This is a genomic window from Halomonas sp. BDJS001, from assembly GCF_026104355.1.
Lineage (GTDB): Bacteria > Pseudomonadota > Gammaproteobacteria > Pseudomonadales > Halomonadaceae > Vreelandella.
The window spans coordinates 2,808,205-2,831,576 of sequence record NZ_CP110535.1 but is presented as its reverse complement, the minus strand read 5'-3'; the positions used below and the strand labels follow the sequence as shown (position 1 = coordinate 2,831,576).

The 23,372-nt window shown below is 56.3% G+C and carries 20 protein-coding genes; 4 read left to right on the top strand and 16 right to left on the bottom strand.

Annotated elements, in window-relative coordinates:
• Positions 1-26: 26 nt before the first annotated feature.
• From trkA to malE, 7 genes are all read right to left on the bottom strand, one after another.
• Positions 27-1,400, bottom strand: coding sequence for a Trk system potassium transporter TrkA (gene trkA / locus OM794_RS13160; protein ID WP_265153793.1), 1,374 nt, complete (start codon positions 1,398-1,400; stop codon positions 27-29).
• Complete coding sequence (locus OM794_RS13155; RefSeq protein ID WP_226249361.1) at positions 1,397-2,119, bottom strand: response regulator; 723 nt, start codon at positions 2,117-2,119, stop codon at positions 1,397-1,399. The genes trkA and OM794_RS13155 overlap by 4 nt, the downstream gene beginning before the upstream one ends.
• Entirely contained in the window at positions 2,109-3,254 is a 1,146-nt protein-coding gene (locus tag OM794_RS13150; protein ID WP_226249360.1) for a DUF4118 domain-containing protein, read from the bottom strand. The genes OM794_RS13155 and OM794_RS13150 overlap by 11 nt, the downstream gene beginning before the upstream one ends.
• 27 nt (positions 3,255-3,281) lie before the next feature.
• Positions 3,282-4,772 carry a TrkH family potassium uptake protein gene (locus OM794_RS13145; RefSeq protein ID WP_226249359.1) on the bottom strand — a complete coding sequence of 497 codons (1,491 nt, stop codon included), beginning with the start codon at positions 4,770-4,772 and terminating at the stop codon, positions 3,282-3,284.
• Positions 4,773-4,946: 174 nt separating this feature from the next.
• The gene (gene malG / locus OM794_RS13140; RefSeq protein ID WP_265153792.1) at positions 4,947-5,837 is read right to left on the bottom strand and encodes a maltose ABC transporter permease MalG; all 891 of its coding nucleotides are present in this window, start codon (positions 5,835-5,837) and stop codon (positions 4,947-4,949) included.
• Positions 5,838-5,847: 10 nt separating this feature from the next.
• A complete protein-coding gene (malF, locus tag OM794_RS13135; RefSeq protein ID WP_226249357.1) occupies positions 5,848-7,428 on the bottom strand; it encodes a maltose ABC transporter permease MalF in 1,581 nt (526 codons plus the stop codon).
• 77 nt (positions 7,429-7,505) lie between these two features.
• Positions 7,506-8,693, bottom strand: coding sequence for a maltose/maltodextrin ABC transporter substrate-binding protein MalE (malE, locus tag OM794_RS13130; RefSeq protein ID WP_226249356.1), 1,188 nt, complete (start codon positions 8,691-8,693; stop codon positions 7,506-7,508).
• 290 nt (positions 8,694-8,983) lie between these two features.
• Between malE and zwf the strand changes: the two genes are divergently transcribed.
• The 4 genes from zwf (at position 8,984) to OM794_RS13110 (ending at position 13,709) form a co-directional block, all read left to right on the top strand.
• The gene (gene zwf, locus OM794_RS13125; RefSeq protein ID WP_226249355.1) at positions 8,984-10,489 is read left to right on the top strand and encodes a glucose-6-phosphate dehydrogenase; all 1,506 of its coding nucleotides are present in this window, start codon (positions 8,984-8,986) and stop codon (positions 10,487-10,489) included.
• Position 10,490: 1 nt separating this feature from the next.
• Positions 10,491-11,156 carry a 6-phosphogluconolactonase gene (gene pgl, locus OM794_RS13120; RefSeq protein WP_226249354.1) on the top strand — a complete coding sequence of 222 codons (666 nt, stop codon included), beginning with the start codon at positions 10,491-10,493 and terminating at the stop codon, positions 11,154-11,156.
• 45 nt (positions 11,157-11,201) lie between these two features.
• On the top strand, positions 11,202-11,864 hold the full coding sequence (locus tag OM794_RS13115; RefSeq protein WP_226249353.1) for a bifunctional 4-hydroxy-2-oxoglutarate aldolase/2-dehydro-3-deoxy-phosphogluconate aldolase: 663 nt from the start codon (positions 11,202-11,204) through the stop codon (positions 11,862-11,864).
• A gap of 249 nt (positions 11,865-12,113) precedes the next feature.
• Entirely contained in the window at positions 12,114-13,709 is a 1,596-nt protein-coding gene (locus OM794_RS13110) for a solute:sodium symporter family transporter (RefSeq protein WP_226249352.1), read from the top strand.
• A gap of 89 nt (positions 13,710-13,798) precedes the next feature.
• Here OM794_RS13110 and OM794_RS13105 read toward each other — a convergent pair whose 3' ends face one another.
• The 9 genes from OM794_RS13105 to edd form a co-directional block, all read right to left on the bottom strand.
• The gene (locus tag OM794_RS13105) at positions 13,799-14,698 is read right to left on the bottom strand and encodes an SMP-30/gluconolactonase/LRE family protein (protein ID WP_226249351.1); all 900 of its coding nucleotides are present in this window, start codon (positions 14,696-14,698) and stop codon (positions 13,799-13,801) included.
• Positions 14,699-14,716: 18 nt separating this feature from the next.
• The gene (locus OM794_RS13100; protein WP_264167834.1) at positions 14,717-15,334 is read right to left on the bottom strand and encodes a 2-dehydro-3-deoxy-6-phosphogalactonate aldolase; all 618 of its coding nucleotides are present in this window, start codon (positions 15,332-15,334) and stop codon (positions 14,717-14,719) included.
• 7 nt (positions 15,335-15,341) lie between these two features.
• The gene (locus OM794_RS13095; protein ID WP_226249349.1) at positions 15,342-16,310 is read right to left on the bottom strand and encodes a 2-dehydro-3-deoxygalactonokinase; all 969 of its coding nucleotides are present in this window, start codon (positions 16,308-16,310) and stop codon (positions 15,342-15,344) included.
• An 18-nt stretch (positions 16,311-16,328) separates the two neighbouring features.
• On the bottom strand, positions 16,329-17,477 hold the full coding sequence (dgoD, locus tag OM794_RS13090) for a galactonate dehydratase (RefSeq protein ID WP_226249348.1): 1,149 nt from the start codon (positions 17,475-17,477) through the stop codon (positions 16,329-16,331).
• A 15-nt stretch (positions 17,478-17,492) separates the two neighbouring features.
• A complete protein-coding gene (locus OM794_RS13085) occupies positions 17,493-18,212 on the bottom strand; it encodes a FadR/GntR family transcriptional regulator (RefSeq protein ID WP_226249347.1) in 720 nt (239 codons plus the stop codon).
• A gap of 182 nt (positions 18,213-18,394) precedes the next feature.
• On the bottom strand, positions 18,395-19,342 hold the full coding sequence (locus OM794_RS13080; protein WP_226249346.1) for a carbohydrate kinase family protein: 948 nt from the start codon (positions 19,340-19,342) through the stop codon (positions 18,395-18,397).
• A 63-nt stretch (positions 19,343-19,405) separates the two neighbouring features.
• Complete coding sequence (locus tag OM794_RS13075) at positions 19,406-20,272, bottom strand: aldo/keto reductase (protein ID WP_226249345.1); 867 nt, start codon at positions 20,270-20,272, stop codon at positions 19,406-19,408.
• A gap of 22 nt (positions 20,273-20,294) precedes the next feature.
• The gene (gene glk, locus OM794_RS13070; protein WP_226249344.1) at positions 20,295-21,260 is read right to left on the bottom strand and encodes a glucokinase; all 966 of its coding nucleotides are present in this window, start codon (positions 21,258-21,260) and stop codon (positions 20,295-20,297) included.
• Entirely contained in the window at positions 21,260-23,149 is a 1,890-nt protein-coding gene (edd, locus tag OM794_RS13065; RefSeq protein ID WP_226249343.1) for a phosphogluconate dehydratase, read from the bottom strand. Before edd ends, glk begins: the two co-directional genes overlap by 1 nt.
• Positions 23,150-23,372 lie beyond the last annotated feature (223 nt).

The following is a 23,372-nucleotide window of genomic DNA, read 5'->3' as shown; positions in this document are numbered from 1 at the left end:
CTCAAAAGCGCCTGTTAAACGTGTCTTTAAAAGAACGTTAAACCGACTTGGAACAGGCGCTCCACATCGCGAATGCGGCGCTTGTCGATCACAAACAGAATCACGTGGTCGCCACTCTCTACCATCACATCGCCGTGGGCGATGATGACCTCTTTGCCGCGCACAATCGCACCAATCGTGGTGCCATCGGGCAGGTCGATCTCACGAATAGTGCGGCCCACCACTTTCGATGACTGCTTATCGCCGTGGGCGATGGCTTCAATGGCCTCGGCGGCGCCGCGACGCAGGGAGTGGACGTTGACGATATCGCCCCGGCGCACGTGGGTGAGCAGGCTGCCGATGGTGGCCTGCTGGGGTGAGATGGCAATATCGATCTCGCCGCCCTGCACAAGGTCAACGTAAGCAGCGTTGTTAATCAGCGTCAGCACCTTCTTCGCCCCCAAGCGCTTGGCGAGCAGCGACGACATGATATTGACTTCGTCGTCGTTGGTCAGCGCGCAGAAGATATCGCACTCTTCGATATTCTCCTCTTCCAGTAGACGCTTGCTGGTGGCACTGCCGTGGAGCACCACGGTGCGATCCAAGCGCTCAGAGAGCGTTGTACAGCGCTCCAGGCTGTGTTCGATGATCTTGACCTGGTGACTATGCTCCAAATGCTCCGCCAGCCGCTCGCCGATATTGCCGCCCCCGGCAATCACGACGCGGCGGAAATCCCGCTCGACCCGGCGTAGCTCGCTCATCACTGCGCGGATATCACGACGGGCAGCGAGGAAGAAGACCTCATCGTCGGCTTCGATAACCGTATCGCCGCGGGGAATAATCGCTCGATTACGCCGGTAAATCGCCGCTACGCGGGTATCCACGTTGGGCATATGGCGGCGCAGAAAGGCCAAGTCCTGGCCTACCAGTGGGCCGCCGTAGAAGGCTTTCACCGCCACCAGCTGTACCAGCCCACCGGCAAACTCCAGCACCTGTAGGGCGCCGGGGTGCTCAATCAGGCGGCGTACGTGGTCGGTGACCACCTGCTCGGGGCTGATGAGTACATCAATGGGAATCGCTTCGTGAGCGAAGAGGCCTTTACGGGTTAGGTACGCCGTGGCGCGCACCCGGGCAATCTTGGTGGGGGTGCGAAACAGCGTATGGGCGACCTGACAGGCGATCATATTGATCTCGTCGCTGCTGGTCACGGCGATCAGCATATCGGCGTCTTCGCAGCCTGCCTGACGCAGCACAATAGGGTAGGAGCCCGCCCCGGTGACGGTGCGAATGTCGATTTTGGTGTGCAGCTCACGCAGTTTTTTGGCGTCAGTATCAACGACGGTGATGTCGTTCTCCTCGCGGGCGAGGTGCTCTGCCAGTGTGCCGCCGACCTGGCCGGCACCGAGAATGATGATTTTCATAGGGTCTTGTCCTCACTGTCGGGCTCAAGAAAGAGTCGGTAACCGATGCCGGGTTCAGTTTGTAATAGAGTCGGTGATTGGGGGTCGTCGCCTAGTTTTTGACGCAGCTTGCTCACCACGATGCGTAAATAGTGGGTATCTTCCTGGTGGGTTGGGCCCCATACCTGACGCAATAGCTGCGTTTGCGTGACCACACGCCCAGCGGAGGCTATAAGCTGGGCCAGAACGGCGAACTCTTTAGGCGTCAGATGAATAGCCTCGCCGTGCAAGCTCACTTGGTAAGCGGTCAGGTCGACTATCAAACCACCGTGCTGGAAACGCTGAACGCTTGGGCTGGCGCGCCGCCTTAATAGGGCTCGAATACGCGCCAGCAACTCTTGAATGCCGAAGGGCTTGGTGACGTAGTCGCTTGCACCATTATCCAGAGCACGCACTTTTTCAGTCTCATGACCGCGCACTGAGACAATGATCACGGGGATCTCGCTGTGCTGGCGGATCGCATCCAGCACCTGCTGACCATCCATATCCGGCAAGCCAAGATCCAGCAAAACAATGTCGGCATTGGGCGTAAGGGCTGTCGCATTGAGTTTTTCCAGCCCCTCGTGACCACTGGCCGCCTCAATCACCCGAAAGCCTTGAGAAGTGAGGCTGATACGTAAAAAGTGGCGAATATGTGGCTCGTCATCAATCACTAAGACGCGCGCTGGATCAGTGGTCATCCTCGGCCTCTTTGCTGGGTGCCAATAGTGGCAGCGTCATGGTAATCCTGGTGCCAACACTGTCAGGCCCCGGGCTTGCGTGAATTTGACCCGCGTGGGCGCCAAGCACTCCCCGACAAATCGCCAGCCCCAGGCCGCTGCCGTGCAGGCTGCGATCCCCTTCGTGACCGGTGACGAACATATCGAATACGCGCTCGCGTAATACTTCGGGTATGCCTGGGCCTTGATCGGTAACCGAAAACAGTAAGAAACGTTGATCTCCCGACCTTTTAGCGTCACAACATTGGGCTTCGATAGTGATATGGCCATTAGGGGGCGAGAAGCGCGCCGCATTTTCCAGCACGTTGACCAGCGCTTGTTCAATCAGGGCGGGGTGAACGTAAAGCAGTGGTAGCTCTTTTGGCCAGTGCTGCTCTACTTGGAAGCCTTCAAGGGCGCTGCCTAAGCGCTTTCGCGCGGAAGCGACTAAATCATCAAACGCCACCCAGTCGCGCTCAATTTTCATGTCGCCATGGCCTAATCGGGTCATATCCAACAAGTTCTGTATATAGCGGTTAAGGCGTTCACTTTCGCTCAATACGCCATCTAATAGCGCAAAGCGATCCTGCTGGCTGAGCTGGGCATCCAGGGTGCGCAGTGAGCTGGCCGCGCCAATAATCGACGCTAGTGGAGTACGCAGGTCGTGGGACACCGACGATAGCAGCGCTGAGCGCAATCTCTCCTGCTCTTCAGCCAGGCGAGCGGCGCTAAGCTCCAGCAGGCGTTGGCGGCTATCCCCAGCCAGCTTGCCAACCACTAGCGCCACTAATAGAAAGAACAGCAGGGTCAGCAACTGTTCCTGCTCCTCAACCGCTAACGAAAAGTGCGGAACGGTGAAGCAAAAATTAAATGTCAGAAAGCCCAGTACAGCACTGAGCAGCGCCGCGTAGCTTCCCGCTAACACGGCGCTGACAAGCACCGCGGTGAGAAAAATCAGGGAAAGATTGGCTAACGCTAACCAGGTGTAAAGGCCCCAGGCGATCAACAGCGCAACGAAGGTACTCGCCAGCGCGATCAGAATTTCTGAGAGGCGGGGTAAGCGTAGCCGGATCGCTAACTGCTCAACAGGTTTGAATATCGACTTTCTAAGTGTCATGACACGACTGCCCTTCAATATGATTGGCTAGCGCCGCCAGAACATTGGGGTTAGCAACACCACAACGGTGAGTATTTCTAACCGGCCCATTAGCATGCCAATGCATAACAGCCACTTCGCCGTGTCGGGTAGCGGGGCAAAGTTACCTGCAGGGCCGATGATGTCGCCTAACCCAGGCCCCACATTGGTGACCGCCGTTGCCGCCCCGGAAAGGGCGGTGACTAAGTCCAACCCCAGGGCTGAGAGGCTCAACGCGAGGGCTGCTATGGTGATAAAGAAGAAGAACGAGAAGGCCACTACGCTGCGCGAAATATCGCTGGTGACCGGCTGCTGGTTATAGCGGGTGGTAAACACGCCATTGGCATGGATGAGATAACGCAGTTGGTTAAGCAGCATTAAAGTGGCAATCTGAAACCGGAATATTTTCATCCCGCCACTGGTTGAGCCGCTACAACCGCCCACAAAGGTCAGGTAGAAAAAAGCGACCACGGGTAGCGCCCCCCACTGGGTGTAATCATCAGAGGCATAGCCTGTGGTGGTCACCACAGAAACGATGTTAAAGGTGACGTGGGTAAGCGATTCAAACCAGTTGTCGCCCTGAGTGATGCGCCAGACAGTGAGTAACAAAATCGCTGCCATCAGTAGCTTTAACAGCCCAAGTACCTGCTGATCTTGCCATAGGGCACTGTGCGACCCGCGTAAAAAACGGATATATAGCACAAAGGGCAGCGCGCCGCTGAGCATAAAAAAACTGGCCATCCAGAGTAGCCATGGTTGTTCGCTATAGGCGCCAAAGGAGGCATCAGAATTGGCAAAACCACCGGTAGAAAGCGACGTCATGCCGTGTACGGTGGCGTCCAGCAGCGTCATGCCGCCAAACCAATAGCTCCCAATGGCGACTAGCGTAAGGCTGACATAGATCGTTAGCGTCGCTTTGGCAATACCGCCAGTGCGGGGCATCACTTTATCCGACCAGTCGGATGACTCGGTGTGAAACAGCCGCATACCGCCCACTTTAAGAAAAGGCAAGATGGCAATACCCATCACGATAATGCCGATACCGCCCATCCACTGCATCAGCCCTCGCCATAGCTTCAAGCCATCGGAGAAGTGTTCAATGCCGACCAGAATGGTAGAGCCCGTGGTGGTAATCGCCGATACCGATTCAAACACCGCATTGGTAAACGTTAGCTGGGGCGCACCGAGCACTAGCGGCAAGCTGGCAAAACCGCTGATGGTGACCCAACTGGCGGCGGTAAGAATAAACATCTGCCATGGCTTGAGCTCCAGTGCTGCGCGATAGGTGAATAGCCAAGTCAGCGCCGCGGCACCAAGTATCATCAGAATGGAAGCACCGAAGGCGGGCGCGTCAGGGTCTTGTTCAATCAGCAGCACAATGAAAGGCACCAGCATAAACAGCGCAAGCACAATCCAGAGAATCGAAATGATTCTAAAAACAGGCGCCCAGTGCCGATACACATCTCTGCTGCGATAAAACCATGGTGTGAATGGAGTCATATGCCCAGCTCGCCATTGAGTATTCTTAATATCCGTTATGACACCATGAGCTTGTATAAAAAGTCTGTAAAAAAGCCGATTAAAATAAAAACTCCCAGCGAGTTGCTGGGAGCGGAGGAGCGCCTAGTAAGGCGCTATTAAGGTGAATTTGACTATTGGCAAACTTAACAGCGTTTATCCTTTAACGCCCCCTGCGGTTAAACCACCAATAATCCAGCGTTGGCAGATCAAAAACGCCACGGTAATCGGTAGCCCGGAAAGCACGGCAGCGGCGGCAAAGTTGCCCCAGCGCTGGTTGTGGTCGGCAAGATACTGCTGGGCGCCCACGGCCAGGGTTAGCTTGTGCTCATCCACCAGCAGCACCGAGGCCATGGGGTACTCCATAATGCTCATCACAAACGCCAGAATGAAGACGACCATCAATATCGGGATGGAAAGCGGCAGCAAAATATAGCGAAACGCCTGCCAGGTGCTGGCCCCGTCGACCATGGCAGCCTCTTCCAGCGATCCATCGATTGATTCGAAGTAGCCTTTGATTGTCCAGATATGCAGCGCCACTGCACCAAGCGAGGCGACAATCAGCGCGCCATGAGTATTTATGCCTAACCAGCCAACAAACTGCCCTAGTCGATCAAACAGCGCGTAGAGCGCTACCAGCGAGAGCACGGCTGGAAACATTTGGAAAATCAGCATGCCCTTTAACAGGGGCTCTTTGCCTTTAAAACGCATACGGGCAAAGGCGTAGGCGCTGGTAGTCGCCAGCATTAAAATCAACCCCGACGATACCACTGCCACTTTGATCGAATTCCATAGCCACAGCAGCACTGGGAAGGGCGGCTGGACAATACTGCCGTCCGGGCGTTCCCAGGGGATACCCAGCGCCAGCGACCAGTGCTCTAACGAGAAGCGCTCGGGTATCAAACTGCCCGAGGCAAAGTTGCCCTCGCGAAACGAAATAGAGATTACCAGCAGTAGCGGAAACACGATCAGCGACACAAAGCCGATCAGCGCCAAGTGTGCCCCCAGGCGGCGCGCGCCAATAGAGCGGGGTTGAACCATCGCCATGAGAAACCTCCTAAACCTTAACCTTGGAAAGGCGCAAATTAAGCAGCGACATGCCCGCCACCAGTAAGAAAATAAGCGTGGCGATAGCGGCTGCCAGCCCAAAGTTCTGCCCGGCATCCTGGAAGGCGATGCGGTAGGTGTAGCTCACCAGCAGGTCGGTGGTGCCCGCCGGCGTACTCGCGCCAAGAATATCCGGGTTGCCTCCCGTGAGTAGCGCAATTAGCACAAAATTATTGAAGTTAAACGCAAAGGCAGCAATCAGTAGCGGTGTAAGCGGCTTGATAATCAGTGGCAGGGTAATCTTGAACAGGTTGGTCAGTGGGCCGCCACCGTCCACGGCTGAGGCTTCGTAGAGATCCTGAGGTATTGCCTGAATGAGCCCCATACAGAGCAGCAACATATAGGGGTAGCCCAGCCAGGTGTTCACGATCAGCAGCATGGAACGCGCCAACCAGGGGTCAGTAAACCATTCAGGACGAATGCCAAACAGCGTATCTAAAATCATATTCACTTCGCCGAAGTGCTGATTAAACATGCCCTTGAAAATCAGTATCGAGATAAACGCAGGAACGGCGTAAGGCAGTATCAGCAGCGTCCGGTAAATGGCTTTGCCTTTGAGCTGGTTCCACTGCAGCAGCGACGCCAGCACAAAGCCGACGGCCAAGGTAAAGACCACCGTTAGCGCGGCAAACACAAAGGTCCATACAAAAATCTGCATAAACGGCCCGCGAATATCCGGATCAGTAAAGATCTTTGCGTAGTTGGTAAAGCCCACGTTGACCGGCCAGCCTGGGGTAATCTGCTCACCGTTATCGGCGACAAAGAAACCGGTGGTTTGATCAGGTATCAACACACGGTCGTCGCGGCGGTCATAGAGCGAGCCGTCGTCGCGGGCTTCATAGCGATTCACCATGGGCGCAAACTGGCGCAATCCCGCCATACGCAGCTCAGTACCCTCGGGTGTCAGCAGTCGAAGCCCTTGCAGCGAATCACGTGCCTGAATAATGGCACGCATACCCAGGGGCTGCTGAGTAGGTGGTACATCGACGGATTGAATACCGATTTGGCGGCTTTCCTGATTGGCCAGGTTGAGCGGGGAGGAAACAAAACGTTGAACCTTGTTTTCATGATCGTTTTCTCCACCGCTCTGCAAATAGACTCGTACCAGCTCTCCCTCCTGGTAGAGCGTAAGATCAAACGCCTTGCCTTCCGCCTGATAAGTTTGGCTTAACAGTTGACCGCGGACACGCTCTTCAGAGAGCAGGTTGCTAGAGCTGTAGTTACTAAAGCTAATGCCAATGGTGTAAAGCAGCGGGAAAATAACAAACACCCCAAGCCCCGCGACCGCAGGAAAAATATAGCGATGGCTCATTAACGTGCGTTTGGTAAATACAACGGCTAGCGAGCCGCCTAGTACTAAAAAGAGCAGCGCAAACATCCACTGGCCGTTAAGGTGAAAGGCTATCACCAGCCATAAAAGCGCAATCACCAGAACAGCGATCACGCAACGCAGAGCCCAGCGGGTGTAGCGTTCGGAGAGGTGGCGAGAACGGTGACGGGGAAGGCCGCGAGACGCGTTGGTGGTATACATGATGACTTCCTGAAAGCTGCTCGGCAGCCGGAGCCGCCAAGCAGTAAAGGCACAATAAAAGGGTGGCAAAGATGGCGTTATTGGCGCATACGCCGCGCTGCCGCATCCAGCGCTTCTTGAGGCGATTGCCGCCCGCTGCCGATGTTTTGCAGAGCCGGTTCCATGGCCGCCCAAAAGGCACCCATCTCAGGAATGTTGGGCATTGGCATACCTACTTCCGCATTCTCCAGCGTCGCGGCAATATTGGCATTGTCGGCAAGCTCAGTCTGGTAGTGAATATGGGCGACTGCACCTAGCGAGCCGTCGTTATTAAAGGTGCGCATGCCCGCTTCGCTGAGCAGGTAGTTCTCTAAAAACTCAACGGCGAGGAAGTCGTTCGGCGTGGCGGAGTTGATCATTGCCGTCATCACGCCAAACATCGGTTTGGCCCGTTCATCGCCCACCTTAGGCAGCAGCGCGACGCCGTAATCAATCCCGCTACGCTCCAGATTAGGCCACGCCCAAGGGCCGCTAATCATGGTGGCGACTTCGCCCTGGTTAAAGCGGGTATCCATCAGGTTGTAGTCGGTACCACGGGGCAGTACGTCGCTTTCGATCAATTCAACCAGCAGCTCTGCTCCCTGTAAGGCCCCGGCGTTGTTGACACCAATATCGCTCACGTTATAACCGCTTTCGGTCTGTTTGAACGGATAGCCGCCGTTGGCTGCCAGCAGTGTCCAGCCGTAGTACGGTTCGCTGTAGTCGAACAGGATGGCCTTTTTGCCCTCTTGGGAAAGCGCCTGGTCTAGCTCCATTAGCTCGGCAAAGCTATCCGGTGGCGTGTCCACCAGCGCTTTGTTGTAAATGAGCCCGAGGGATTCGACGGAAATGGGGTAGCCGTAAGTTTCGCCACTCCACAGGGCAGCGTCCCAGGTAAAGTCGTAAAATGCCTCGCGGAAAGTGTCACTAGGCGCTACCTGTTTTATTAGGCCGCTTTGTGCCCACTCGCCCATCCGGTCGTGGGCCCAGATTACGATATCTGGCCCCTGGCCACTGCCTGCCGCTTGCTGAAAACGGTCGGTTAGGTTGTCTGGAAAGACCACCTCAACTTCAATGCCCGTATCTTCAAGAAATTGCTCGGCCACGAGCTGAATGCCTTCCTGGCCTTTGTTATCACCCATCCAGATCGTCAGGCGATCATCTTCAAAGGCGAAGGCGGGCAGGGTGGCGCTGGCAGCCAGCGTGGCGGTAAGCAGGGGGCGTATAAAAGAGCGTAGTGGTGCCATGAAATAGTAACCTCGTTGTTGTTGTGATCATCTATTTATAAACATCGCCAGCGTGGCGAATTTTGCCTCATGCCACCTCATCCTCAAGGGGCGTAGCAGTGGCGTATATGAAGGGCGTAGAGTAAAAGTGGCAATGGGTGTCGTGAGGAGAGGATTAAACGCACCGAAAGAGCAGCGGTTATTGTAGTTTTGTAGTAAAATTACACGAATTATTGCGTACAATACCCGTGTTACGGTAAATTTTAGGTAATCTAACTACATTAGATGCCTAATTATAAATAGGAGTGACGATGAGCCAGTCCACTGCTTCCCAAAGTGCACCGCTGGGCGATCCGAATCACGCTATTGATTTAGCGCTGTTTGGGGCGCTGGGTGATCTTGCCATGCGCAAGCTATTTCCTGCCTTATACCATCTTGATCGCGAAGGCTTGATGCCTGAAAGCACGCGTATTATGGGGCTGGCCCGTCATGAGCACGACGTTGCGTCATTTCGCAAAATGGTCAACGACGCCCTGCAAAAACGGCTGAAGAGCAGCGAGCAGGATAAGCAGAGTATCGAGCGCTTTCTCGCCCGCTTGGATTACTTAAAACTCGATTTTTCAAGCGTTGAGGGTTACGACGCTATTCGTCAGTGGCGCAAAGGCTCACCGCGTCCCATGGTGGTCTATCTCTCCGTTGGTGCGTCTATTTATGGCGATATCTGCCGCCACCTGCAGGCCAGTAAAAGCCTGGACGATGAGGCCCGGGTAGTGGTTGAGAAACCCATCGGCTACGACCTGCACTCATCCATTGAAATTAACGACGCCATCGGTCAAGTATTCCCTGAATCGCGGATTTACCGTATTGACCACTATCTGGGTAAAGAGACCGTACAGAACCTGATCGCGCTGCGTTTTGCCAACCCGCTGTTTGGTACGCAGTGGAACCAGAATCATATCTCCCATGTGGAGATCACCGTTGCTGAAAAAGTGGGCATCGAAGGGCGCTGGGGGTATTTCGATCAAGCGGGTCAACTGCGGGACATGGTGCAAAACCACTTGCTGCAGTTGCTGTGCTTAATCGCCATGGATCCGCCCTCCAATCTGGATGCCGATGCCATTCGCGATGAGAAGGTGAAGGTGCTTAAAGCGCTCAAGCCGTTTGTGGGTGAAGCGCTGGGTCGCGATGTAGTACGCGGTCAATATATCGCCGGTACTAGTGACGGCCAGTCGGTGCCGGGGTATTTAGAAGAAGAGGGCGCCAACACCCAGAGCCAAACCGAAACCTTTGTGGCCATGAAAACCGAAGTGGCTAACTGGCGCTGGGCAGGAGTGCCGTTCTACCTGCGCACCGGTAAACGCATGCCGGAGAAGCTCTCGCAGATCGTCATTCACTTCCGTCAGCAGCCGCACTATATCTTCGACCCGGATCAGCGCGGCATCGCCTCTAATAAGTTGATTATTCGCCTGCAGCCGGAAGAGGGTATTGCCCTACAAGTGTTGACCAAAGATAGCGGCCTGGATAAAGGCATGCGCCTGCGTCCCGGCCCGCTGCATTTGGATTTTAACAGCGCATTTCCCAAGTCGCGGATACCCGATGCCTACGAACGACTGCTGCTTGAAGTCATGAAAGGCCAGCAGTACCTGTTCGTGCGCCGGGATGAAATTGAACACGCCTGGCGCTGGTGCGACCAACTCATAGAGGGCTGGAAAAAACGCGACACCCCGCCGCGTCGTTACCCGGCAGGCTCTTGGGGCCCGGTCGCTTCCATCGCCATGATTACCCAGGATGGCCGCAGCTGGTACGAGGATTATTAATATGAGCCAAGCACGCCAACAGTTGGCCGAGCAGCTTGCCGAAACCGTTTTTCAGGCGCTGCACGACGACCTAAACCATCAAGAGCGCGTCCTGTTGGTGGTTTCAGGCGGTTCCACCCCGGTGCCTTTCTTTAAGGCACTGGCAGCCAAACCGCTACCCTGGGAGCGCATTGACGTAACGCTTGCCGACGAGCGCTGGGTCGATGAGCAGAGCAGTGATAGCAACGCTAAGTTGGTGCGTGAGCATCTCCTTCAGGGCGACGCTGAAGCGGCTACTTTTATACCGTTAACTTGCGGTGCGGCGACCCCCGAAGAGGGCGTAGATGAAGTCGCCAAACAGGTAGAATCGCTGGGGTGGCCCGCCAGCGTGGTGATTTTGGGCATGGGGGGAGACGGCCACACCGCGTCACTGTTTCCCGATAGCCCGGAACTGACCCTGGCGCTTGCCACGGAAGAGCTGTTAGTGGCGGCAAGAACGCCTAGTCAGCCGCAGCCACGGATTACCTTTTCGGCCGACCGTCTGCATCAGGCGCGGCGGCATATTCTGCATATTACCGGTGACGATAAACGCGCCGTATTGGCCAAGGCATTAAGCGGCGACGATGTTCGTCAGTTGCCTATTCGTGCCTTTTTAACCTGCCCATTGGCCATTTATTGGGCGCCTTGATCGTTTGCTGGCTTAGCCAATAATAAGTTGCTTGGAGACTCACTAATGACTATCGACAAACAGTTACCCTCTACCCGTACCGCAGAGCTTGATAGCATCTGCTTAAAAGCCGAAGTGATTCCGGTGATTACCATTGAGCGCTTGGAAGATGCAGTACCGCTAGGACGCGCCCTGGTGGAAGGTGGCTTGACCGTGCTCGAAGTGACCCTGCGTACCGATTGCGCCCTGGACGCCATCAAGCGAATGAAAGCAGCGCTGCCGGGTGCCAGTATTGGTGTGGGTACCGTGCTCACGCCCGCGCAGTATCGCCAAGCCGAGCAGGTCGGCGCTGATTTCGTTGTCACGCCGGGCGCCACTGATGCGCTTTACCGCTATGGCGTGGAAAGCCCGGTGCCGATGCTACCAGGCGTATCGACCATTTCTGAGCTGATGACCGGCTGGCAGTACGGCTACCGTCGGTTTAAGTTCTTCCCCGCTGAATCCAGCGGTGGCGCCAAAGCGATCAAAGCGTTTGGCGCACCAATTCCAGAAGCGCGTTTCTGCCCCACCGGTGGTATTACCGTGGATAACGCAGACGACTACCTGTCACTGCCGAACGTGATGTGTGTCGGCGGCTCCTGGTTGACGCCGAAAGCGATGGTCGATGCTGAAGATTGGGACGGCATTCGCGAACTGGCCCGTCAATCAGCTGAGCGCTTTCATCACTAAGTAGGCATTCATAAGTAACCTGTCGCAGGTTACCTAAATGCTGACCCTAGTTATGGTTTTAACCATCGCTAGGGTTTTTTTATAGCGAAATTATGTCATTCGCGTATCGTAGCCGCCTGCGTACGACCAAAGACGTATAACGGGCTATATTCAGCTCCACTAAAATGGCGAAACGATTTGTCTGACATTTCGCTCTACGCGCATACAGTAACGTGCGTGCCACTTACAATGATCATGAGGTGAGTCAAAATGCACGCTTTGACCCTGGCGTCTTTCCTGTTTTTTACAGGGCTTGTCGCCTTTATCACTTGGCGAATCACCCGCCGAGATGACCACTCAAGCACCAGCGGTTACTTTCTAGCAGGACGTACGCTTACCTTCCCGCTGATCGCTGGCTCTCTATTAATGACCAATCTCTCTACCGAGCAGATGGTAGGATTGAACGGGGCTGCTTTTGCTGATGGTTTAAGTGTGATGGCCTGGGAAGTGGTGGCAGTTATCGCACTGGTGGCGTTGGCACTCTTCTTCCTGCCGCGGTTTTTGAAAAGTGGTATTGCTACGCTGCCACAACTGCTCGAAATACGCTTCGATAAGACCACCCAGCTAATCACCAATATCATCTTCCTGATTGCTTACGCGGTGATCCTGCTACCGATTATTCTCTATTCAGGTGCCATCGGACTGCAGGGAATGCTCGATCTACAGGGTTTAACCGGCATTGAGTCTTCGACGACGCTGCTTTGGCTAACGGTGTGGATCGTCGGTATTATCGGTTCGGTGTATGCCCTGTTTGGTGGCCTGCGTACGGTTGCTGTTTCTGACACGCTCAACGGCGTCGGACTGCTAATCGGCGGTTTCGTGATCGTCTATTTCGGCCTGCAGGCCGTAAGTGACGGCAGCGGCATTATGGAAGGTTGGAACATCCTCAAAGAGAGCGACCCGGATAAACTCAATTCGATCGGCGGCGCTGACCAGCAGGTGCCGTTCTTTACCCTGTTTACCGGCGTTTTCCTGATTAATTTGTTTTATTGGAGCACCAACCAGCAGATTATTCAGCGCACCTTTGCGGCGAAAAACCTGGCTGAAGGCCAGAAGGGTGTTCTGCTGACCGGTCTGTTTAAACTGCTGGGCCCGCTGTATCTGGTGCTGCCGGGGATCATTGCTTACCACCTTTATGCCGATCAGGGCGTGCGTGCTGACGAGGCCTACGGTCACTTGGTGTTTAACGTACTACCGCCGTATCTAACCGGGTTTTTCGCCGCGGTGATGGTCGGTGCGATTCTTTCGTCGTTTAACTCCGCGCTGAACAGTACCACGACGATTTTCAGCCTGGGCATCTATAAAGGTGTGCTGAACAAAGAGGCGACGGAAGAGCAGGTGGTGAAATCGGGTAAGGTCTTCGGCTGGATCATGGCCATCCTTACCATGATTATTGCGCCGCTACTGGCTGGCCAGGAGAGCCTGTTTGGTTACCTGCAGAAGATGAACGCGATCTACTTTATTCCGATTCTTGCCGTAGTGCTGGTCGGGCTGCTAACCAAACGTGTTCCGCCCATGGCGGCCAAAATCGCCCTGGTGGGTGGCTGCTTGCTGATTGCCGCCGGTTACTTTGTGCCACCCTTTACACTGCTGCCGCAGATCATGCACGAGTTCCACTTCGTGGCGCTGGTGTTTGTATTACTGGTGGCGGTGATGCTGATTATCGGCAAGCTGCGCCCGCGCGAAACCGACTGGATTCAGCAGCACAGCGGCGATGTGGATCTAACACCCTGGAAAGGCGCGGTACCCGCCGGTATCGTCCTGGTGGTGTTAGTGATCGTTATGTATATAAGCTTTGCTGGTTGAGTGCCTGCACTAGCCGCTAAGAGATGAAGTCAGAAAAGGCCCCGCTAGTATCCGCTAGCGGGGCCTTTTGCTGTGGGTTCGTAGGGGAGTTATGTCAGACGCAGCGGCAGTTCAGCCAATCCTGTGATGCCGCCGGTTTCGACTCTATACAGCGAGCCCGCGGTGGGCTCTTGGGCTAGCTGCTCCGCGCTAAATCCCTCTTGCGCAGTGGTGATATACAGCGTTTTTAGATCAGGGCCTGCAAACGCCGGGCAGGAGGGTTGGCTGACAGGTAGCTCAACGCGGCCTATTATCTCACCGTCATGATCGAGGCGCACCACTTGCCCTGCTCCCCACAGCGCTAGCCATAGGCAGCCTTCGCTATCCATGACTGCACCGTCGGGGTTGCCCTGGCTTGAGAAAAAGTCCGCCCAGGGCTGCGGCTCGCCCTGCGGCCAGCCGTCGCTATCGAGCGCCCAGCGCATCACTACACCCGTCACGGTATCGGTAAACCACGCGAATTCGCCATCTGCGGAGAAGCAGATGGCATTGGGGATCGTCAGCCCTGAACGCAGCCGCGACAGCTCGCCGCGGTGCAGGCGGTAAAGGCTGCCAGCGTTTCTTTCAGCGCTTTTGCCCATGCTGGAGAGCCACAGGCTGCCGTGGCGATCAACTCGGGCATCATTGCTGCGGGTGATGGGGTTGTCGGCCTCGAAATCACACAGCTTTTCGACCTTGCCGCTGCCTGGGTCGAAGCGGCTTAGGCGGTCTTCGCCAACTAGCAGTAGGCCCCCCTCATCAAGGGGCGCAGCCAGTGACACCCGATGATCAAACTGAAAGTGGCCGCCTTCTCCAGTGGTGGGGGAGAGCCAGTGCAACTGCTTTTCAAGAATATCGCACCAATAAAGGCGCTGATTTTTGGCGTCCCACTGTGGGCCTTCACCCAGGGTGCAGCGGCAATCGACCGCTAACTCGGCCTGCCACGTTGAAACACTCGCATCGGTATTCATTAGTACTTGTTCTCCTTATTATTCTCCTGCTAACCAGGCATCGACAAGGGCTTGAGCCTGTTGCCCTACCTGGGAAGCGCTTTGACCGGATTTGTATAACGCGCTGCCCAGTCCAGCACCATCGACACCTGCTGCGCGCCAAGCGGCGAAGTTATCGACCCCAACGCCGCCCACCGCATACAAAAGAGTGCCTGTAGGTAGTACTGAGCGCACTGCCTGCATACCCTCTAATCCTACCTGCACCGCGGGGAAGAGTTTAAGTCCGGTGGCACCTGCATCGAGTGCATCGAAGGCCTCAGAGGGGGTCACAATCCCCGGCCAGCTCGCCATGCCGAGTCTATGTGTCTCTTCAATGACCGCAGGCCGACAGTTGGGAGAAACGATTAAGCGCCCTCCAGCAGCGTGAACTTCACGCACCTGATCCGGCGTGAGCACCGTACCTGCACCGATGACCGCGCGTTCGCCAAAGGCTTCCACCAAGCGGCGAATACTCTCCAGCGGGTTGGGTGAGTTAAGCGGTACTTCAATCTGGGTGATACCCGCTGCCAGCACCGCTTCTGCGACATCTACGGCCTCATCAGGTGTTACACCGCGTAAAATACCAATCAGGGGCAGCGACATAGCCAATTTCTCCATGCTTAATTTATTTTAACGCGTGATGGGCGAGGCGCAGGCCTGCTAAAACGGCGGTGTCGCCATCCACATGCTGCGTCTGATAGCCGATCGCATTGAGCGCCAGCGTATAACGCTGACTCAGCGCCTGGTTACCAATCAGCATGATCGGCTTATCGGTGGGGCACTCACGGCAGGCGCCAGCAAGCTCAAGGCCAATGGCGAGCCCGGAGAGCCTGGCAGCCAATACGGCGCCACGCGTGTCGCCCGCAGGTAGCCGACCATCGAGTAAATCCTGCGCGCGCAGGCCGAACAGGCGGCTACTAAAGGTTTCGGGCGCCGCGTAGATCTCGCTAACTGCCGAAATAAACGCCTCACGGCAAGCGGGGTCTTGAAGCTCATCGTTGCCGATTGAGTGGCGCAAGACCGATTGGTTGGCCAGTAGCTGGTAAAGCTCGCCGGTTAAGTAGGTCGAAAATCCACTCACCGCACCCGCTTCAAGAGTGGCCCATTTGGCGTGGGTACCCGGCAGGCAGGCGAGCCCCGTAAAGTCAGGTGAGTCAGCGACGAGGCCTGCTAACTGGGTCTCTTCGCCACGCATCACATCAAAGTGGGTTGCAGCACTGCGGGTTTGGCTCAAACCGGGGAGGAGATAAGCCCGTAGCTGGTCGCCTGTAAGCGTTGGTGTTACTGCGCCCTGGCTAAGCTGGTCGAGCTGTGTCGGTACCGGCAAATAGGCGGCTTCCAACCAGCCCTGGCGAGCGCCTGCCATACCGCACACCATCACCTTAGTCGTGCCGGTGGCGGGTAGCCAATCACCCACCAGCCGCTCCAGCTCGGCTTCGTACTCATCGGCCTTTAGCGACAGCATGCCTTTGTCGCTACTGGCTTGGGCAATCACTTGGTCGTTTTGATCCAGCCCCCAGGCACGCAGATTGCTGGAGCCCCAGTCAACGGCAATCCAGGTTAATTGGTCTGCAATGTCGGGTGTTTCACTCATCACGGTTGCTCCCATGGCTTACCACTCCGCAATAGAGCCGTCTTCATGAGTCCAGACCGGGTTACGCCAGCGGTGGCCCACTTTGGCGCGCTCCTCAACGAATTCTTCGTTGATCTCTACACCAAGGCCTGGGCCTTGGGGAATGGCGCAGAAACCGTCGTCAATGGCGAGGGCGGATTTATCGACCAGGTAGTCGAGCACATCGTTACCCTGGTTGTAGTGAATACCCATGCTCTGCTCTTGAATAAAGGCGTTGTGGCTGACTGCATCCAGCTGTAGCGAAGCGGCTAAGGTCAACGGGCCGAGCGGGCAGTGGGGTGCCAGGGCAACATCGTAGGCGGAGGCCAGCGCGGCAATTTTGAGCCCTTCACTGATGCCGCCGCAGTGGGAAATATCCGGCTGGATAATATCGATCATGCCATCTGCCAGCAGGTCGCGGAACTGAAAACGGGTGTGCAAGCGCTCGCCGGTGGCTAAGGGATAGCCAAGCCCACCAGCAATATCTTTCAAGCAGGGCAGATGCTCCGGGGCAACCGGTTCTTCAACGAACATGGGATGGAAAGGTTCTAGCTCGCGCAGCAGTGCTTTGGCCATGGGGCGGTGCACGCGGCCGTGAAAGTCGATGCCGATGCCTACATCTGGCCCAACGGCGTTGCGGGCTTCTGCCACCCGGGCAACGGCTTCATCGACCTTGCGGTGTGAATCGACGATTTGCATTTCGGGGGTGCCGTTCATTTTAAAAGCTGTGAAGCCTTTTTCGACCAGTGCTTTAGCGCCAGCGCCTACGTCGCTTGGGCGGTCGCCACCCGTCCAGGCATACATGCGCATTTTGTCGCGCACCGCACCGCCTAACAGCTGGTGAACGGGCACACCCAGGTCGCGACCTTTTAGATCCCACAGCGCCTGGTCAATACCGGCAATCGCACTCATCAGAATAGGGCCACCACGATAAAAACCGGCGCGATACATGATGTTCCAAAGATGCTCTATGCGGTGCGGATCCTGGCCGATCAGATAGTCGGAAAGCTCGTGCACGGCGGCCTCAACGGTGGCGGCGCGGCCTTCTACCACTGGTTCTCCCCAGCCGTAGCAGCCTTCGTCGGTTTCGATTTTAAGAAACAGCCAGCGCGGAGGAACTTGCCAGGTCTTGAGTTTGGTGATTTTCATTGGATCAGATCCTTATTAATTGACGATGCCAAGATCAATGGCGGTGCGGCGCAGAACTTCTCTCGCGGCGGTTTCTGCGGCGCTGGTATCGTGGCTGCGGATAGCGTCAAGTACCTGGCGGTGGCGCGCGAGACTGTCGTCCAGGGTGTCAGTGTAGTGTTGCGAGCGATGTATCAGTGCCATGATCGAAGGGCGCAATAAATGGCCCATTTGCCGCCAGACTAAATTGTGGCTGGCCCGGTAGGTGGCGTCGTGAAAGGCGACGTCGTGCTCGGCATGCTCAGCACGGGCTTCAACGCTACCTGCACTGCTCTCCATACCGGCAAAGGCACTTTCCAAACGCTCTATGTCTTCAGCCTGGGCTGCCTGGGCAGCGAGCCCTGCGACCACCGGTTCAGCAGAAAAACGAAAGGCGTAAATGGCCCTTACCAACTGCGGGTCAAGGTTGACCAGCCCGGTCATCCACTCGCTCATCAGTGGGTCGAGTAGATGCCAATCGCCCATCTCGCGAACCAGCGTGCCTCGGCCCGCGGTGCGCTCTAATAGTCCTGCAGCAGTTAGGCTGGTGAGTGCGTTACGTACTTGGTTACGGCTAACGGCAAAGTGTTTGCCGATGTCCAACTCACGGGGGAAAACATCGCCTGGCTGCCAATGGCCTGTCAGCAGTGCTTGGGCGAGTAAACGGGCTAACTGTTCAGCGCCACCCTGGTGGGGCGGGAGAGCGTCCAGCGTCATCGACTGTCTCTTATTGTGTGTTCGATGACCGCTAGTCTAGTAAATGTCTGACATTTCTACAAGCGAACTGCTTTAGACAAAAGTCCGAGCTTAATTTGACGTCTAGGCACTCCAAATCAGGAACAAAAAAAGCACGCCTGGTTCAGGCGTGCCTTGTGCTAATAGTTTATAGGGCGACTTATTTAGCCAATATCTGCTCGTGTTGGCAGTGCGGCGTAAGCGCCTGGCCGGGTAACGGCATGGGCGCCGCAGCGGCAGGCGGTATCCACTGCGCGGTGTAAAAAGTCGGCATCGCTCTGCCAGTTTTCATTGATGCCGTGGGCCGAGAGCTCTGCCAACAGCCCGCCAATAAAGGCGTCGCCGCCGGCGGTGGTATCGACTGCTTCCACTTTGGGTGGCGCAATGCGTTGGTCGATGCCGACGCCTTTGAGTACCACATCATTGGGGCCGTCGGTAATCAAGATAACCTTCACCCCAGCCGCCAAGCGTTCAGAAAGCCACGACTCTGCAGGGTGGTCAGCACGCAGGTAGTCGAGCTCTTCCTGGGAGAGCTTGAGCAATTCGGCGCCGTCTAGCAGCTGCGTGACTAAGCTGGCGTCTGCTTCACCGCCCGGCCAAAGATTATGGCGTAGGTTGGCATCGACGCTGACCAGACAGCCTGCGCGCTTGGCCATGGTGGCCATTGCCAGGGTAACGTCGGCGATCTCAGGGTCGGTCAGGCTGTTACTGCACAGGTGCAAAATAGCAGGGTTCTCAAATACGCCCTGGGGTAAATGCTCAAGGCGGTAAAGCAGATCAGCAGCGGGTGGACGATAAAAATCAAAGGTTCGTTCGCCCATGGCATCCCGGGAAACAAACGCTAGCGCCGTACGGGATTGCTGGGTGTACACAATGCCGCTGGTGTCTACACCGTGGCTATTGAGCTCACGCACCAAAAAATGCCCAAAGGTATCGTCGCCCACCATGCCCAGAAACTTGCTGGGCACACCCAGGCGAGCGCAGGCGACCGCCACATTCGCGGGAGCGCCGCCGGCGTAGGGAGTAAAGGTTTCCTGGGCATCAGTGGCGGCACCCAAACGACTGGAGAGCATATCAACCAGTGCTTCCCCAAAGGCGATAACTGGTGTCATCTGTGGCTCCTTATGGTGATTAGTGTATTTGTTTTAAAACGAACCGTGTTTCATCCAGCTGTTTCATGCCACGCAGTGGCCACGAGCAGCTTCAAGCAGCTCATACCACGCTTCCCGGGGCAGCGTGGTGGGGGCATTCAGCATGTCGCTGATTCGTTCAGGTTTAACGCTGCCAATCACCGGAGTCGGCGAGTGAGGCAAGCTGCGCAGCCAAGCTAGCGCTAAGGCGCTAGACGAGCTATCAAGCTTAGTTGCCCACTTATCCAAACAGTCGCCAACGGCGCCCTGCATCAATTGCCCCCCGGCCAGCGGTGACCACGCCATGGGCGAGTGGCCGTCGGCGCATAGGTCATCGAAGCTACCGTCGAACAGCGGCGTGGTATGGGCGATTGAGAGCTCGATCTGATTGGCGCTTAAGCGATGATGCATGGCGCTTTGCAAGCGCCGCCACTGGCTGGGCAGGTGATTGGAAATTCCCGCGGCGCCAATTTTGCCCGCCTCAATGGCGTCGTCCAGCGCGCGGCCGGTCGCTTCAGCGTTCATTAGCAGGTCGGGGCGGTGAATCAAAAAATGGTCAAGACGTTCGACATTTAAACGCCCAAGCGAGGCGTCGATGGCGCTCTTCAGATAATCCGGGCTAGCGTTGTAGTGCTTGACCTTACCCGAACCGGGCGTGGGGTTGTCGTTAGCGATGCTCGCTTTGGTGACGATATGAACCCGCTGAGCCAGGGCAGGGCGTGCGTGTAGCGCGGCGCCAAACAGCGTTTCACCTTGGCCGCTGCCGTAGATGTCGGCATGGTCAAACCAGCTTAGGCCTTGCTCCAAGCGTGCTTCGATCCAGTCGGCTAACTGTTTAGGGTCGTGCATGGCAGGCGCTTCGTGCAAACGCATCATGCCGAGTATAAACGGCACATCAAAGGCGGCGGGCATAGCAGGTTCCGTATGAGTGTTATTAGAAAACTTCTTCGTTATGCAGCGCTTCAGCGGCGCCCAGCAGTCCCGTCCAGGGCGCGGTCACCACCCACACGGGGATGTCAGCGTTATAGGCACCCATGCGGCCTTTATTGGTAAACGCCGTACGCAGCTCGCTTTTCGGTAGCCACTCCAGCAGGCGCGGCAGAATACCGCCACATAGATAAACCCCACCCCTAGCGCCCATGGTTAAGGTGGTGTCGCCACATACATCGCCGAGGATTTTGAGAAAGCGCAGCAGGGCAGCGGTGGCGAGGCTATCGCCCTGGTTGGCCGCGCTGGTCACCTCTGCCGGGCTGGTAAGGCGTGGTTCAACTTCCTCAAGACTGCAGTGGGCCTGGTAAAGCTCCAGTAACCCCTGACCGCACAAAATGCGCTCTACGCTCACCCGCTTGTGACGCTGCAGAAAGACATCCAGCAGCGCTCGTTCGGTACTATCCGTGGGCGCGAAAGTGACGTGGCCGCCTTCGGTGGGTAGCGGTATCCAGGCGTGTTGGCCGGGAAAAACCCCGGCAACGCCCAGCCCGGTACCAGGGCCGATCACCAAGCGGGTCGAGTGTGCTTGGGTGTGGCCGGGCTGGATTTCCACTAAATCATTTTCAGCCACATGAGGCACGCCCAGCGCCTGAGCGGTAAAGTCATTGATGACTTTAAATAGCGATAGGTTGAGCACTTGCTGAACGTCGCTTTTTAAAAAGTCCCAGTGGTTATTGGTCATTTTGACCCGTTCAGCGTGAACGGGGCAGGCGAAGGCTAAACACGCCTCTTGAGGAGCGTTGTCACCGGTGGCGCCCACGCGATTCAAATAGTCCTGAACCGCTTCTACCACGCCGGGGTAGTCGGCGCAGGGTAGATTCAAAATGTCGCGAGGGGTGATTTCACCGGGAGAAACCAACGCCAAGCGTGCGTTGGTGCCCCCGATATCGCCGATGAGTGCCGGTCGCATCAGGCATCCTCTTCTGCGATTTGCCCCTGCTGGCGGGCGAGATCATCGGCTTCAAACCCACCAAACACGCCAGCGCCCTCTTCGCCGCGCATGGCTAGATGGCGGAAGCCGCCAAACAGCTCGCGACCTAAGCCCACATGGTAGTGATCCAGATTACCGATCGCCAAGTCACGTCCTGCCCAGGTGGCGGGGTCAACCTTGGCTTCCAGCGTACCTGCGTTGGCGTCCAGACGGACAATATCGCCATCACGTAGCTTAGCCAGCGGGCCGCCATCCAGGGCTTCAGGGCTCATGTGAATGGAGGCGGGCACTTTACCGGAAGCACCCGACATCCGCCCATCGGTGACCAATGCTACCTTAAAGCCGCGGTCTTGTAGCACGCCCAGAAACGGCGTTAGTTTGTGTAGTTCCGGCATGCCGTTAGCTTTGGGCCCCTGGAAGCGTACGACCACGATGACATCGCGGTCTAAATCGCCAGACTCAAAAGCCGCTTTCATTTCATTTTGATCTTCGAAGATTTTTACCGGCGCTTCAACAATGCGATGCTCTTCGGCGACGGCGGAGATTTTAATCACACCGCGTCCCAGGTTGCCCTTCATCACCGTTAAACCACCCGTTGCCGCGAAAGGGTTAGCGACAGGGCGGAGAACGTCTTCATCAAGGCTTTTTTCGGGGCCTTCATGCCAGACGACTTTGCCATCTTTCAGGAACGGTTCCTGGGTGTAAGCGGTTAGGTCGGTGCCGAAAACAGTCGGGATATCGCCGTGTAGCAAGCCTGCGCCCAGCAGCTCGCGGAACAGGTAGCTCATGCCGCCCGCCGCCTGGAAGTGGTTGATATCCGCCTGGCCGTTAGGGTAAACCTGCATCAGGCTGGGAGTCACCGCCGAAAGGTCGGTGAAGTCATCCCAGTTCAGGGTAATGCCCGCAGCGGCGGCCATGGCGATCAGGTGCATCGTGTGGTTGGTTGAACCACCGGAAGCCAGCAAACCCACCACGGCGTTGACAATCGCGCGCTCATCAATCTGTTTAAAGAACGGGCGATAGTCGCCGCCGGGTTCAGTGTTACGGATGGCCTGCTCGGTGGCGTAGCGGGTCAGTGCTTCGCGCATCTCGGTGCCGGGGTTTACAAACGAGGTGCCGGGCAGGTGTAGCCCCATCACCTCCATCATTAGCTGGTTGGAGTTGGCGGTGCCGTAGAAGGTGCAGGTGCCGGGGCTGTGGTAGGACTCCGACTCGGCTTCTAGCAGTTCAGCGCGGCCCACTTTACCTTCTGCGTAGAGTTGGCGAACGCGCGCCTTCTCTTTGTTAGGCAGGCCGCTGGGCATTGGGCCCGCGGGGACAAACATGGCGGGCAGATGACCAAAGCGTGCGGCAGCGATGAATAGGCCTGGAATTATCTTGTCGCATACACCCAGATAAAGGGCAGCATCAAACATATTGTGCGACAAGCCAACGGCCGCGGACATGGCAATCACATCGCGAGAAAACAGCGAAAGCTCCATCCCCGGCTGGCCTTGCGTCACACCGTCGCACATGGCGGGTACGCCACCGGCAAACTGGGCAGTGGAGCCCATGGCAGTGGCAGCTGCTTTAATCGTTTCAGGAAACGTCTCAAACGGCTGGTGCGCTGAGAGCATATCGTTGTAAGACGATATAATTCCTAAGTTGGCGCTGTTCATCAGCTTGAGTTCGTTCTTATCACGCGGGTTACAGGCCGCGAAACCGTGCGCCAGGTTGCCACAGCTTAGCTCGGCACGGTGTACACCACGTTTGTGCTGATCCGCCATGCGTCGCTCATAGAGGGCGCGACGCTCAGCAGAACGTTCACGGATGCGCTGGGTAACCTCAGCAACGGTGGGATTTAACGTAGCAGGTGTTGAGCTCGGCATAGTGACCTCTGCATGATAGAGACGGTGTGTGATAATTGTAGTTATTTTACATTTTTTGGTATCGATTTAAGAGACTTTACGGCAATAAAAACCATATTTGTAGTTTTATTACCCGAATGTAGGGTGGCTACCAGGCCACGCTCACAGCCTCAAAAAAGCCATAAGCCCCTGACAGGGTGGAAGACCTGTCGAGGAAATAGCAAGTATAGCACCCAGGCTTTTG

Coding starts and splice junctions, on each gene's coding strand:
- OM794_RS13105 (WP_226249351.1), bottom strand. CDS start 14,698: ATGAATACCGATGCGAGTGTTTCAACGTGGCAGGCCGAGTTAGCGGTC.
- zwf (WP_226249355.1), top strand. CDS start 8,984: ATGAGCCAGTCCACTGCTTCCCAAAGTGCACCGCTGGGCGATCCGAAT.
- OM794_RS13100 (WP_264167834.1), bottom strand. CDS start 15,334: ATGGAGAAATTGGCTATGTCGCTGCCCCTGATTGGTATTTTACGCGGT.
- dgoD (WP_226249348.1), bottom strand. CDS start 17,477: ATGAAAATCACCAAACTCAAGACCTGGCAAGTTCCTCCGCGCTGGCTG.
- OM794_RS13110 (WP_226249352.1), top strand. CDS start 12,114: ATGCACGCTTTGACCCTGGCGTCTTTCCTGTTTTTTACAGGGCTTGTC.
- OM794_RS13155 (WP_226249361.1), bottom strand. CDS start 2,119: ATGACCACTGATCCAGCGCGCGTCTTAGTGATTGATGACGAGCCACAT.
- trkA (WP_265153793.1), bottom strand. CDS start 1,400: ATGAAAATCATCATTCTCGGTGCCGGCCAGGTCGGCGGCACACTGGCA.
- OM794_RS13150 (WP_226249360.1), bottom strand. CDS start 3,254: ATGACACTTAGAAAGTCGATATTCAAACCTGTTGAGCAGTTAGCGATC.
- malF (WP_226249357.1), bottom strand. CDS start 7,428: ATGTATACCACCAACGCGTCTCGCGGCCTTCCCCGTCACCGTTCTCGC.
- glk (WP_226249344.1), bottom strand. CDS start 21,260: ATGCGACCGGCACTCATCGGCGATATCGGGGGCACCAACGCACGCTTG.
- edd (WP_226249343.1), bottom strand. CDS start 23,149: ATGCCGAGCTCAACACCTGCTACGTTAAATCCCACCGTTGCTGAGGTT.
- OM794_RS13145 (WP_226249359.1), bottom strand. CDS start 4,772: ATGACTCCATTCACACCATGGTTTTATCGCAGCAGAGATGTGTATCGG.
- pgl (WP_226249354.1), top strand. CDS start 10,491: ATGAGCCAAGCACGCCAACAGTTGGCCGAGCAGCTTGCCGAAACCGTT.
- OM794_RS13085 (WP_226249347.1), bottom strand. CDS start 18,212: ATGACGCTGGACGCTCTCCCGCCCCACCAGGGTGGCGCTGAACAGTTA.
- OM794_RS13115 (WP_226249353.1), top strand. CDS start 11,202: ATGACTATCGACAAACAGTTACCCTCTACCCGTACCGCAGAGCTTGAT.
- OM794_RS13095 (WP_226249349.1), bottom strand. CDS start 16,310: ATGAGTGAAACACCCGACATTGCAGACCAATTAACCTGGATTGCCGTT.
- malE (WP_226249356.1), bottom strand. CDS start 8,693: ATGGCACCACTACGCTCTTTTATACGCCCCCTGCTTACCGCCACGCTG.
- OM794_RS13075 (WP_226249345.1), bottom strand. CDS start 20,272: ATGCCCGCCGCCTTTGATGTGCCGTTTATACTCGGCATGATGCGTTTG.
- malG (WP_265153792.1), bottom strand. CDS start 5,837: ATGGCGATGGTTCAACCCCGCTCTATTGGCGCGCGCCGCCTGGGGGCA.
- OM794_RS13080 (WP_226249346.1), bottom strand. CDS start 19,342: ATGACACCAGTTATCGCCTTTGGGGAAGCACTGGTTGATATGCTCTCC.